The organism is Hypnocyclicus thermotrophus (assembly GCF_004365575.1).
GTDB classification, from domain to species: Bacteria; Fusobacteriota; Fusobacteriia; order Fusobacteriales; family Fusobacteriaceae; genus Hypnocyclicus; species Hypnocyclicus thermotrophus.
In genome coordinates this window covers 165,750-178,732 of sequence record NZ_SOBG01000001.1, presented here as the reverse complement: position 1 = coordinate 178,732, position 12,983 = coordinate 165,750, and the positions used below count along the sequence as shown (strand labels likewise).

General features: G+C 25.0%; 15 protein-coding genes. 8 read left to right on the top strand and 7 right to left on the bottom strand.

The window, feature by feature from the left end; genetic code table 11:
• Positions 1–16 precede the first annotated feature (16 nt).
• From EV215_RS00870 to EV215_RS00845, 6 genes are all read left to right on the top strand, one after another.
• Positions 17–691, top strand: coding sequence for an ABC transporter ATP-binding protein (locus tag EV215_RS00870; RefSeq protein WP_134111972.1), 675 nt, complete (start codon positions 17–19; stop codon positions 689–691).
• Between the two features lie 34 nt (positions 692–725).
• On the top strand, positions 726–1,217 hold the full coding sequence (locus tag EV215_RS00865) for a hypothetical protein (RefSeq protein ID WP_134111970.1): 492 nt from the start codon (positions 726–728) through the stop codon (positions 1,215–1,217).
• A gap of 35 nt (positions 1,218–1,252) precedes the next feature.
• Positions 1,253–1,915: an ABC transporter permease gene (locus tag EV215_RS00860; protein WP_134111968.1), complete on the top strand. Its 663-nt coding sequence runs from the start codon at positions 1,253–1,255 to the stop codon at positions 1,913–1,915.
• 78 nt (positions 1,916–1,993) lie between these two features.
• The gene (locus tag EV215_RS00855) at positions 1,994–3,187 is read left to right on the top strand and encodes an ABC transporter permease (protein ID WP_134111966.1); all 1,194 of its coding nucleotides are present in this window, start codon (positions 1,994–1,996) and stop codon (positions 3,185–3,187) included.
• Between the two features lie 47 nt (positions 3,188–3,234).
• Complete coding sequence (locus EV215_RS00850) at positions 3,235–4,449, top strand: ABC transporter permease (RefSeq protein ID WP_134111964.1); 1,215 nt, start codon at positions 3,235–3,237, stop codon at positions 4,447–4,449.
• Between the two features lie 10 nt (positions 4,450–4,459).
• Positions 4,460–5,185 (top strand): outer membrane lipoprotein-sorting protein, encoded by a 726-nt coding sequence (locus tag EV215_RS00845; RefSeq protein ID WP_134111962.1) that lies wholly within the window; start codon positions 4,460–4,462, stop codon positions 5,183–5,185.
• 188 nt (positions 5,186–5,373) lie between these two features.
• Here EV215_RS00845 and EV215_RS10450 read toward each other — a convergent pair whose 3' ends face one another.
• Genes EV215_RS10450 through EV215_RS00835 form a run of 3 tightly spaced genes read right to left on the bottom strand, consistent with a single transcriptional unit; the run spans position 5,374 to position 8,002 of the window.
• Positions 5,374–5,520, bottom strand: a complete 147-nt coding sequence (locus EV215_RS10450; RefSeq protein WP_166667296.1) for a hypothetical protein — start codon at positions 5,518–5,520, stop codon at positions 5,374–5,376.
• A gap of 13 nt (positions 5,521–5,533) precedes the next feature.
• Positions 5,534–7,726, bottom strand: coding sequence for a ferrous iron transport protein B (feoB, locus tag EV215_RS00840; protein WP_134111960.1), 2,193 nt, complete (start codon positions 7,724–7,726; stop codon positions 5,534–5,536).
• 51 nt (positions 7,727–7,777) lie between these two features.
• Entirely contained in the window at positions 7,778–8,002 is a 225-nt protein-coding gene (locus tag EV215_RS00835; protein WP_134111958.1) for a FeoA family protein, read from the bottom strand.
• 247 nt (positions 8,003–8,249) lie between these two features.
• Between EV215_RS00835 and EV215_RS00830 the strand changes: the two genes are divergently transcribed.
• Positions 8,250–8,756, top strand: a complete 507-nt coding sequence (locus EV215_RS00830) for a flavodoxin (protein ID WP_134111956.1) — start codon at positions 8,250–8,252, stop codon at positions 8,754–8,756.
• 15 nt (positions 8,757–8,771) lie between these two features.
• Positions 8,772–9,305: a helix-turn-helix domain-containing protein gene (locus EV215_RS00825; RefSeq protein ID WP_134111954.1), complete on the top strand. Its 534-nt coding sequence runs from the start codon at positions 8,772–8,774 to the stop codon at positions 9,303–9,305.
• A 49-nt stretch (positions 9,306–9,354) separates the two neighbouring features.
• Here the strand turns inward: EV215_RS00825 and EV215_RS00820 are convergent, their stop codons facing one another.
• Genes EV215_RS00820 through dapA form a run of 4 tightly spaced genes read right to left on the bottom strand, consistent with a single transcriptional unit; the run spans position 9,355 to position 12,976 of the window.
• Positions 9,355–10,557: an aspartate aminotransferase family protein gene (locus EV215_RS00820; protein ID WP_166667295.1), complete on the bottom strand. Its 1,203-nt coding sequence runs from the start codon at positions 10,555–10,557 to the stop codon at positions 9,355–9,357.
• 29 nt (positions 10,558–10,586) lie between these two features.
• The gene (gene dapD / locus EV215_RS00815) at positions 10,587–11,291 is read right to left on the bottom strand and encodes a 2,3,4,5-tetrahydropyridine-2,6-dicarboxylate N-acetyltransferase (RefSeq protein ID WP_134111950.1); all 705 of its coding nucleotides are present in this window, start codon (positions 11,289–11,291) and stop codon (positions 10,587–10,589) included.
• Positions 11,292–11,340: 49 nt separating this feature from the next.
• Entirely contained in the window at positions 11,341–12,090 is a 750-nt protein-coding gene (dapB, locus tag EV215_RS00810) for a 4-hydroxy-tetrahydrodipicolinate reductase (RefSeq protein WP_134111948.1), read from the bottom strand.
• A gap of 4 nt (positions 12,091–12,094) precedes the next feature.
• Positions 12,095–12,976: a 4-hydroxy-tetrahydrodipicolinate synthase gene (gene dapA / locus EV215_RS00805; protein ID WP_134111946.1), complete on the bottom strand. Its 882-nt coding sequence runs from the start codon at positions 12,974–12,976 to the stop codon at positions 12,095–12,097.
• Positions 12,977–12,983: the final 7 nt, after the last annotated feature.

Genomic DNA, 12,983 nt, shown 5'->3' with positions numbered 1-12,983 from the left:
AATAAGAGGTGAAATTATGAGTATTGTAAAAATTAAAAAATTAACAAAAGAGTATCATAATGGAAAAATTTTTGTAAAAGCATTAAAAAATATCACTTTAGATATTAAAAAAGGAGAATTTTCAGTAATTGCAGGACCTTCTGGCAGCGGAAAAACAACATTATTAAATATAATTGGTGCTATGGATAAATTAACAACCGGAGAAATTATTATTGATGGAGAAAATATAAGTAATTTAAGTAAAAAAGAAGCAGCTGATTTTAGAAGACGAAAGATAGGTTTTATCTTTCAAAGTTATAATTTAATACCTGTACTTACAGCATATGAGAATATAGAACTTGCTCTTGATTTAGTCGGAGGATATACAAAAAAAGAAAAAGATATGTTAATAGAAGAAATTTTAGATCAGGTAGGAATATTAAACCTTAAAAATAGAAAACCTCTTGAAATGTCAGGTGGACAACAACAAAGAGTTGCCATTGCTAGAGCACTTGTAAAAAAACCAGCTATTATATTAGCAGATGAACCTACTGCAAACCTTGATACTGATACTGGAGAATCTATTTTAGATGTAATGGAAAAATTAAACAAAGAATTAAATACAACTTTTATTTTTTCATCACATGATATTATGATAATAGAAAGAGCTAGAAGAATAATAAAATTAAGAGATGGTATTTTACAAAATTAATATACTTCCATTTGTTATAAGGAAGGAGAAATTTATGATATTCAAAATGACTTTAAGAAATATATTTCGACATAAAGCTAGAACTATACTTACTCTCGTAATGATTATAATAGGAATATTTATTGTAATTATTGGAGAAGGTGCGAATAAAGGACTCGAATTACAAATTATAGATATGTCTATAAAAACAGATGTTGGTAAAAATAAAATATATAAAAAAGGATATTACAAAAATAAAGAAGATAAAAATCCAATAAAACATCTTATCGATAATGAAAAAACAATAAGAGATATTTTAAAAAATAAAGCAGTAAGTTATAGAATTCATTTTAATGGAAGTATAACAAATGGTATAAATGAATTAGGAGCAAAATTTTATGGAATAAATAAAAAAGAAGAGGAGCGTGTATTTAATAGAAATTCTCAAATAATAGAAGGCAAATATTTTAATAAAAAAAACGAATTGATAATAGGAAAAGATTTTGCTTATTTATTAGACTTAAAATTAATACTATTACAATTTTAGCGCGTACAAAAAATAATACTATAAATGCTTATGATATGATTATTTCGGGAATATTTAAAACAAATAATATTCTTCTAGATAAAAATGTAATATTTTTATCTAGAAATTTTGCTAAAGAGTTTTTAGAAATTGATAAAATAAATGATATTGTTATAAAAGATGAGCTTTTAGATAATGAATTAGAAAAATTAAATAAATTAAATATAGAAATAATAAATTATACTATTGAATTAAAAAACATGATAGAAGCAATGAAAATCAAAAGACAAAGTATGTTTGTAGTTAGTATTATTCTTTTACTTATGGCAGGAGTGGGAATAATAAATACTATGCTTATGGTTATGCTTGAAAGAAAAAGGGAAATAGGCATACTTATGGCAAATGGAATGAATAGAAAAGAGATTTTAATACTTTTTTTATCAGAAGGAACAACTATTGGAGTAATTGGTAGTACAATAGGTTTTATATTGGGGACTTTAGTTACATTATATTATCAAAAAAATGGAATCCTACTTCCTAAAGAGATAGATTCATTTACAAATAATATCCCTATATCAAGTATATTCTACTTTTCATATAATTCTACTATTTCATTTATATATTTAATAATTGGAATACTAGTAGCAGCTATATCAAGTATTTATCCGGCATATAAAGCAACAACTTTAGAACCTGCAGAAGTAATAAGGAATTATTAATAAAAACTTTATATTTGATAATTTAAAATTATTAAATATATTATAAATAATTAAAATATCAAAATTGGAGGCAATAAAATGATATTTAAAATGGCATTTAGAAATATATTTAGACATAAAATAAGAACTTTTCTTACTCTTATAATAATTATAGTAGGAGTAATGGTTGCAATACTTGGAGAAGGGTTAAATAGGGGACTTGAAAGACAGATAATTGATACATCTATTCGTACAGAAATTGGGATAAATAAGCTTTATCAAAAAGGTTATTATGATGAAAAAGAAGATAATGATTCAAAAGATTTCTTAATAGAAAATGAAAAAGAGATAAGAGAAATATTAAAAAATAAAAAGAGTGCATATAGAATTTATTTTAATGGTTCTATAAATAATGGAGTTGAAGAATTACAAATAAATTTTTATGGAGTAGATAGATCTGAAGAAGATAAAATTTTTAATAGAAGTAGTTACCTTTTAAAAGGAAATTTCTTAAAAAATAAAAAAAATATAGTTATTGGATATGAACTTGCTAATTTATTAAATTTAAAAATTGGTGATAGTATCACAATAATAGCTAGAACTAAAGATAATAATATAAATGCATATGATTTAATTATAGGAGGAATTTTAAAAACTGAGAATCCTTTTATTGATGGAAAAACAGCTTTTATAGATATTAATTTTGCAAAAGAGTTTATTGATATAGATAAAATAAATGATATTGTAGTAAATGAAGAATTAACTAAAGATGAAATAAAAAAATTAAATGATTTAGGGGTAAGAGTTGTAAATTATAAAGAAGAATTAAGTGGACTTTTAGATATTGTAAAAATTAGAAGAAAAGCATTTGGAATAATAAGTATAGTAATTTTACTAATGGCAGGAGTAGGAATAATAAATACTATGCTTATGGTTATGTTGGAAAGAAGAAAAGAAATAGGAATACTTATGGCAAATGGTATGAGAAAAAAAGAAATTCTAATACTTTTTTTATATGAAGGAATGATGCTTGGAGTATTTGGAAGTTTAATAGGATTTATACTAGGCTCTATTATTACTTTAAAGCTTCAGCAAACAGGAATACCACTTCCTCAAGATTTTAATGATGGTGGTTTTGCACTTCCTATATCTCAAAAATTTTATGTATATTATGATTTTGGAATATCTTTTATATATTTTATAGTAGGAGTAGTCGTTGCTTTATTTGCTAGCTTTTATCCTTCGAATAAAGCAACAAAGTTAGAACCAGTAGAAGTAATAAGAAATAATTAGTAAAATTAAATAAAGCTAATTTTTATATTATAGTGAGGTGATAAATTATGCTATTAAAAATGGCATTTAGAAATATTTTTAGAAATAAAAATAGAAGTATTCTTACCATTATGGCAGTTATAATAGGAATAACAGGTCTTTTATTTGGATTTAGTTATTTTGGTGGAGTAGAAGATTTATTTATTAGAGAAGGAAAAAAATTAACAGGCGATATACGAATTACAACTTTAGATTATGAATTAAAAGAAAAAACTATGGATACTTCTGCAAATGTAGATTATGAATTATTAAAAAATAATTTAAAGGATATAAAAAATATAAAGTATATGTTAGGTAGAATAAAATTTGGTTCTATTATGTATAATATGGAAAATGATGATGAAAAAGCTATGGGATTTGGTATAGAAAATAATGATTATAAAGTTTTAGAACTTGATAAATATATATATAAAGGAAGGTTTTTAGACTATACTAATGAGGGTGAAGTTGTAATAGGGGATAAATTAGCTAAAAATTTAAAAGTTGATTTAGGAGATGAAATTACAGTAATTACGAGTACAGCTAACGCTTCAATGTTTGCACTTAATTATAAAATAGTCGGAATTTATAAATATGATAATGACAGAATGAATAGAGGTTTTTATATTACACTTAAAGATGCGCAATATCTTCTTGATATAGATGGTAGAGCTACCGAATTTGCTATATATTTAAAAAATGATACAAAAATAAACAAAACTAAAAAAGAGATACTAAATATTTTAAAAGATAAATATCTTATAAAAAAATGGAATGAAGTAGGAATAAATCAATATATGTCTCAAATGCTACCTGTTATAAAAGCTATTTTTATAATAATATTAGGTATACTTAGTGGAGTGGTTATTTCAAATACTATGATGATGACAGTATTTGAAAGAAAAAAAGAAATGGGAATATTAAAAGCTATGGGAATGTCAAATTTTAAAATAAATTTATTATTTTTAAGTGAAGGAATAGTCCTTGGATTAATAGGATCTTTAATAGGTTTAATAATTGGTGGTAGTTTAGGATACTATTTATCAATTTATGGAATACATTTTGGTGATATATTAGAAAATGTATCTAATAATATAAATTTAGGGACAGTTATTTATACAAAAATGTCATGGGGAATAATAATAAATGTATTTATAATAGGAATTATAATAGCTTTTATATCTACATTCCTCGCAATATTACCACAAACAAAAAAAGAAATAGTAGAAAATTTAAGAAATTAGGAGGATATTTATGAAAAAAATACTATTTATATTTTTAATAATAATCTCAACTATATCATTTGGAAAAACAGCACAAGAAATTATAGATATGGTCGATTATAATATGTACCCTGAAACAGCTATATATACTGGAGAAATGATAATACATAAAACTAATAAAGACTACACTAAAAAATTTAAAAGTTATAATATAGGACAAAAACAATCATTTATGGAATTTTTATATCCGCCAAGAGATAAAGGAACAAAATATCTCAGAATAGATGATAGTTTGTGGATATATTTACCAAAAGCAAATAGAACAATAAAAATTGCTGGACATATGCTAAAACAAAGTATGATGGGAAGTGATATATCCTATGAAGATCAAACAGATAGAACAAAATTAAATGATTTATATAATTCAAAAATTATTAAAGAAGATGATAAATATTATTATATAGAAATGATAGCAAAACCAGATACAGAAGTTACTTATTATAAAAGAATTGTTACTATAGAAAAAAATACATATGTATTTAAAACACAAGAAATGTATGCGAATTCAGGAAAATTATTAAAAGTAATGGAAGTAGAAAAATATCAAAAAATTGGTGATAGGTATTATATGACAGAATTTAAAATGTCAGATAAATTAAAACAAAACACATACACAAAAATAATCATAACAAATATAGAGTTAGATGTAGATATAAATAAAAATATATTTACAATTAAGAATTTAGAAAAAAGATAAATAGAAAAAGCATTATGCTATTATAAGTATAATGCTTTTTTGTTTTCATTTGATTATATTTATCCATAAAGATATAAAACCAAATAATATTATTATAAAAAAAATCTAAAAATATAAAATTTTGTAGAAAAGAATTTGAATATAATTTGAAATTCTAAAAAAAGGTTGCTAAAATTAGCAACCTTTTTTTATTTATTTACAGGACAATGACTACACTCACTATTTTTACTATCACAATGACATGCTGATTCTTTACCTCTTATAAAATTAAAAAATTTTTTAAATGAAAAGTATAAAGGTATAGCTAAAATAATCAAAATTATTAATGTTTTCATAACTCTCATCTCCTTATCTAATAATTAAAGAACCTATTTGAAATACTAATGTTGAAACTAAATAGGGAACGATTAAATATATAAGAAAAACATATTTTAAAATTCCCCAACCAAACTCTTGTTTATACGCTCCAAGAGTAACAACACAAGGTATAGTTAATAAAATAAATAACATATATGAAAATGCTCTAAGCTTTGCTCTACTGTCAGTCCATAAATTTTGAATTTGAGTAATTATTCCATTTCCACCTTGTTCTTCTAACTCTTCTTTACTTGGCGGAGTAAAAAGTCCTTTAATATCAATGATTATAGTTGATTTTGCAGAGTCAACTATAGCGTCTTTTAACATAAATATTTGTTCTTTTGTATCATTTATAAAATTATATTCAATTTCTTTTTCTTCATCTCCAGTATTAGTTTGAAGAGCTTGTCCTAAAAAACCAACAACTATTTCTTTTGCTATTAATCCTGGTGGAATAGCCGCCACTGTTTCCCATCTATCAGCAAAACCAGTAGGTTTAAATACAGGAGCTATAGTTTTACCAAATTTTCCCACAAAAGAGGATTCTACATTACCATTATTTGGAAAATACATAAGAGCCCATAAAATAACTAACATAGCTAAAATTATTGTTCCTGCTTTTTTTATATATTCACCTGTTTTTCTAAATGTAGAACTAATTACAGCATGAAATGAAGGTATTCTATATGGTGGAAGCTCTATAAGTAATGCTTTTTCTTCAGGTTTAAAATATTTATGAGCTTTATATATAGAACCTATAATTATAGCAGTTAATATCCCTATTAAATATATAGACAAAATGATAAATCCAGCTTGTTTACCAAAAAAAGCAGCAGTAAATAATGCATAAACTGGTAATCGTGCACCACAAGACATAAAAGGAATCATAAGTGCAGTAAGTTTACTTGAATTCTTGTCTTCTAATGTTCTAGTAGAATAAATGGCTGGAACAGAACAACCAAATCCAAGCATCATTGGTAAAAATGCTTTTCCATTTAAACCGACATTTTTCATAAGTCTATCCATAATAAATGCTATTCTTGACATATATCCACTTTCTTCAAGTAAAGTAATAAAGAAATGTAAAAATAGCATAAGAGGAACAAACACTAAAATTCCACCAAGTCCTCCGATTATTCCATCTACAATAAATGATTGTAACCAATTTGGAGTATCTTGTAAAAATAATGCAATATATTTCCCGATATAATCTGCAATAAATTGATCCGTATAATCAATCAATGGAGCAGACCCATTAAAAGTCATAGAGAATAATAGACCCATTATTATTACAAATGATATCGGACCGAAAAATTGATTTAAAATAATTTTATCAATTTTTTCAGTAGTATCTAATCTATTTTTTATAGAAGTAGTAAAAGTTTTAGCTAAAATTCCCTTAATTACTCCATATCTACTTTCTGTAAAAATTGTTTCTATGTCTTCTTCAAATTCTTTTTCTAATTCTTTTCTTATTAATTCTATTTTTTGATAATTAATATCAAAATTTTCTATTTTTTCTAAGAAATGCTTATCTTTTTCAAGAATTTTTATAGTCATATAATCTAAATGAAATTGTTTTGAAAATATATTAAAGTCTTTTGAAGTTTTAAGTATATCTTCTACTTCTATTAATTTTTTTTCAATAAAGTTATTAAATTTAATTTTATATTTAATATGATGTTGTTCTTTTTTAGTTTTAGCTAGATCAATACAATAATCTAAAAGAGCGTCAATACCTTTTTTAGTTTTAGCACTAGTAAAAAAAGATTTTATACCAATAAGATCTTCAAATGTATCTAAATCAAGTTTATAATTTAATTTTTCAAATTCATCGTGAAAATTTAATAAAAGAATCATAGGCTTACCAAGTTCTTTTAAAAGTGTAGTTAAATATAGGTTTCTTTCTAAATTAGTAGAATCAACTACATTTATTACGATATCCGGATTTTCATTTATTATATAGTCTCTAGTAATAATTTCCTCCATACTATATGGACTAAGGCTATATACACCTGGTAAATCGACGAATAAAAACTCTTCATTTTTATATATTACTTCAGCTTCTTTTTTTTCTATAGTAACTCCTGGCCAGTTCCCAACATGAAGTTTAGCACCAGAAATCGCATTTATCAATGCAGATTTTCCAACATTAGGATTACCAGCAAATGCAACTTTTATCATCTTTCCTCCTAAATATATTTAATGTGATTTATTTATCAAAAAAGTCAACAATTAAATTTCTTTGATATATATATTACTAGCATCACTTTTCCTAATGCAAATAGTAGTATTTTTAATTATAAATTCTTTTGGATCACCTAAAGGTGCATTTCTTTGATATTTAATAACTTCACCTTTTGTTATTCCCATATCCATTAGTCTTTTTTTTAATTTTCCTAAATTTTCAATTTTTAAAATTTTTGCTTTGTTACCTACTTTTAATTCATTTAAAGTCATAGCTAACACCTCTTTCAAATATTTTGAAACTCAAATATATATATCTTATATAAATTATATCATATAATTGTTTTTTGTCAATAATAAATTTTGAAGCTCAAAATTATTTTAAAATTTTGAAAACTTTTAATTAGTTTTATATCAAAAGATTTAAATTATTATAACTAAACATCTAAAAAAATTTTGAAATTTCAAAAAATTAGTATATAATGTATAAGTAAAATTAAAGAAATTGGGAGTGATAGTCATGAATAAAATTGCTATTTATTTTACATCAGAAAATGGAATAACAGAAAATGTAGCTTATGATATAAAATATGCTTTTGATATGGATATAGATATTTTCGATATTAAAAATAAAGGATTTGAAGAAATTTCTAAATATGATTTAGTGATATTTGGAACACCTACATATGGAGTAGGAGCATTACCTGATGCATGGAATGAAAAACTACAAGAATTAAAAACAGTTGATTTAAAAGGAAAATATATAGCTTTATTTGGAACAGGAAATCAAGTATTGTTTCATGAATCATTTATTGATGCAGTAGAAAAAATTTATACAGTAATAAAAGATAAAAATATAAAATTAATTGGTCAAACAGATACAAGAACTTATAATTTTGAAGAAAGTAAAGCTATATTAAATAATAAATTTTTAGGTTTAGCGATAGATGATATAAATCAAGCAGATTTATCAATAGAAAGAATAGAGAATTGGGTGATGGACTTAAAAAAAGAATTAAAAATATAAAAAAGAGGGTGAACTATGGAGATAGGAAAAAAACTAAAAAGACTTCGGCAAGAAAAATATCTTACTCAAGATGAACTTGCAAGAAGGTGTGAACTATCAAAAGGTTTTATTTCTCAATTAGAGAGAGATTTAACTTCACCTTCAATTGCTACATTAATGGATATTTTAGAAAGTTTGGGAAGCAATTTAAAAGAATTTTTTAATGAAGATGAAGAAGAAAAAATAGTTTTTAGCAAAGAAGATGTGTTCGAAGCAGAGGAAGAAGATTATAAAATAGAATGGATAATACCAAATGCTCAAAAAAATAGTATGGAGCCAATAATAGTAGAATTAGAACCCGGGGGAAAATATAAAGAAGATTCTGCTCATGAAGGTGAAGAATTTGGCTATGTATTAAATGGAACTGTTATTGTGCATATTGGAAGTAAAAAGTATAAGGCCAAAAAAGGTGAAAGCTTTTATTATAAAGCAAATAAAAATCACTATATTTCTAATCCTGGAAAAACAAAAGCAAGAGTTATTTGGGTAAGTAATCCACCAATGTTTTAATTTTATATAAATAAAAAAAAGGATTTAGAGCAACTCTAAATCCTTTTTTTTATTCTTCAATAGTTTTTAAATATGAAATTTTATTTAAAATATCTTCAAATTTTGATAAAAATTCATCTATTTCTTCTTTTGTAGAATTCACTCTTGGAAGTAATCTTACAACAGTATTATTTGTTACATTTAATAACATTTTTCTTTCAAGAGCCATATCTTTTATAGTATTAGCAAAATTTCCTACTTCTAATCCAAGCATATATCCTCTTCCTTTTATTCCTTTTATGATAGGATATTTTTCTTTTAATTTTAAAAGATTTTTATATAAATATTTTGCTATACTCTTTGATTTATCAATAAAATCTTCATTAGTTAAGGTTTGTAATAAATAAACACCTGCTGCACAAGCTACAGGGTTTCCTCCAAATGTAGTTCCATGATCCCCTGGCACAAAAACATTTTCAAGTTTTTCACTCACTAATATTGCACCTAAAGGAAGTCCCCCACCAATAGCTTTTGCCGTTGTTAAAATATCTGGAATAAAATTTTTATATTTCATATATGAAAATAATTCAGTTGTTCTAAAAAGACCTGCCTGAATATCGTCAACAATAATCAAAAAATTATATCTGTTTTTTAAATCTATTAAAGCATTTAAAAATTCTTCTGATATATCAACAACTCCACCTTCTCCTTGAATAGTTTCTAAAAACACACAACAAGTGTTTTCATTGACAATTTCTCTTAAACTATCAATGTCATTATATATAAAATGATTTACTTTTGGTAATATTGATTGAAATGGTTTTTGTTTTTCTGGTTGACCTGTTAGAGCTAAACTTCCAGTTGTTCTGCCATGAAATCCATTTAGAGCAGACACAATACTCGTTTTATTTATATTTATATTCCTTCCCCATTTTACTGCAAGCTTTAATGCTCCTTCATTTGATTCTGCACCAGAATTAGTAAAAAAAACTTTTGATGCAAAACTATTTTCTACTAATAATTTTGCAAGTTTTACTACAGGTTCTTGTATAAAATAATTTGAAAGATGCAAATATTTATTTAGTTGTTCTTTAATAGCATTTTTTATTCCTTCATTATTGTGTCCTAGTTGATTTACAGCTATTCCACTAAAAAAATCTAGGTATTTTTCATCACTATAAGTAAATAAATATCCACCGTCACCATAAGCAAATTCAATAGGAATTCGCTTATAAGTATTTAAAATATATTTTTTATCTTCTTCATAAAACATAATCATCACCCTATTATTTTTATTAAAAACTATTTACGTAAATCATCCACTAATTGAGTTTTTCCTTCAGTTTTTTCATCTTTTTCTTTTATTATTTTAGCCGGATTTCCAACAACAACAACTCCTGGTGGAACATCTTTGGTAACAATAGATCCAGCTCCAACTACAGCACCTTTACCTACTCTAACTCCTTCTAATACAACAGCATTAGCACCTATTACAACATCATCTTCTATTATTACAGGTGTTGCTGAAGGTGGTTCAATAACCCCAGCTAATACTGTCCCTGCTCCTATATGACAATTTTTACCTACTGTAGCTCTTCCACCAAGTACTGCATTTAAATCAATCATTGTTCCTTCACCAATTTCAGCTCCTATATTGATAACAGCTCCCATCATAATAACAGCTCTATCTCCTATTTTTACTTTATCTCTTATAACAGCTCCTGGTTCTATTCTTGCATTAAATTGCGTCAAATCAACAGTTGGAATAGCCGAATTTCTTCTGTCATTTTCAAGTACATAATCTTCTATTTTATCTTTATTTTCCTCCAAGATTTTAGAAATTTCTTCCCATTCCCCAAATACAATTTTAGAATTATCATCTCCAAAAGTTTTAGTATTATAAAAATTAATATTAGATAATTTTCCTTTTATATAAAGTTTACAAGGTGTTGATTTTTTAGCATCTTTAATAAATTTAATTATTTCTTCTGCACTATTTAAGTTCATAACATCTCCTTTCAAATATTTATTATTTATTTATAATATTAAATTTATATTATTTTAAGTTTAAAACTTCTTTCATTTTATAATTTCCAGCAGGTTTATTTATCAGATATTTCGCAGCAACAACTGCACCTTTAGCAAAAATTCTTTTTGAAAGTGCTTCATGTTTTACTTCAATAATTTCATCAGTTCCAGCGAAAATAATAGTGTGTTCTCCCACAATAGAACCACCTCTTACCGCATGAATTCCTATTTCATTTTTAGTTCTTTTTCCAATAATTCCTTCTCTACCATTTATTGCTTCTTTTTTTTCAGGAAGAGAATCATTAATAGCATTAAAAAATAATTTTGCTGTCCCACTAGGGGAATCAACTTTTTGATTGTGATGTTTTTCTATAATTTCTATATCAAAATTTTCATATAGAGTTTGAGCAAAATATTTTATTGTTTCAGCTATTAGATTTACTCCTAATGAAGTATTTGCTGCTTGTAAAACTCCTATCTTTTTACTTGCTTCTTTAATATTTTTTTCTTGTTCTTTTGAAAATCCTGTTGTAGCTATAAGCAAATTTATATCATTTTTAATACAATATTCTAATATTTCATCTATATTTGCAGGGTTTGAAAAATCTATAATTACATCAATATTTTCTTTGACTTTATTTAATGATTTATACACTTTATCCGTTTCTTCTTTTATAAATGGGTCAATAGCAGCAACAAAGTTTAGTGAATTATCTTTTTGTACTTCATCGCAAACTAACTTTCCCATATTTCCATAACCATAAACAGCTATATTCATATGACTACTCCTTAATTAAATTTAATTTTTTCATTTCATTAACTAGAATTTTAGTACTTTCTTTACTTAATTCATAAAGAGGAGGTCTTAAAGGCCCTACTTCATAACCTTTTAAATTCATAGCTTTTTTTATTGGAATAGGATTTGTTTCTATAAATAAACTATCAATAAAAGGCTTTAATTTTAATTGTAATTTAGAAGCTTCTTTTATTTGACCAGTTAAAAATAATTCTACAATATCATGAGTTTCTTTTGGCATAATATTTGCAATAACTGAAATTACACCTCTTCCCCCAAGTGATAATGTAGGAACGATAATATCATCATTTCCAGAATATATATAAAACTCTTCTTCTACTCTTCTTGCAATTTCAGCAACATAAGATATATTTCCACTTGCTTCTTTTATTCCTATAATATTTTTATGTTTACTCAAGTGTTCTACAACTTCCACTGGAATATTTATCCCTGTTCTCCCTGGAACATTATATAAAATAATAGGAATATTTACACTATTTGCTATTGCTTCAAAATGATTAATTAAACCTTGTTTATTAGTTCTATTATAATACGGAGTTACTTGAAGTAATCCGTCAACTCCAACCTCTTCTGCTTTTTTACTTAATTTTATTCCATGAGCAGTATCATTACTTCCTGTTCCTGCTATTACAGGAATTCTTTTGTTTATTTTTTTTACAGTGTACTCAATTACTGCTATATGCTCTTCATCATTTAATGTAGAAGCTTCACCAGTTGTACCAGTAATTATAATAGCATCAGTGCTATTTTTTATATGAAACTCTAATAATTCTCCTAATTTTTCAAAATTTATTGTACCATCTTCTTTAAAAGGTGTAATTATTGCAACACCAGAACCTGTAAACATTTATACC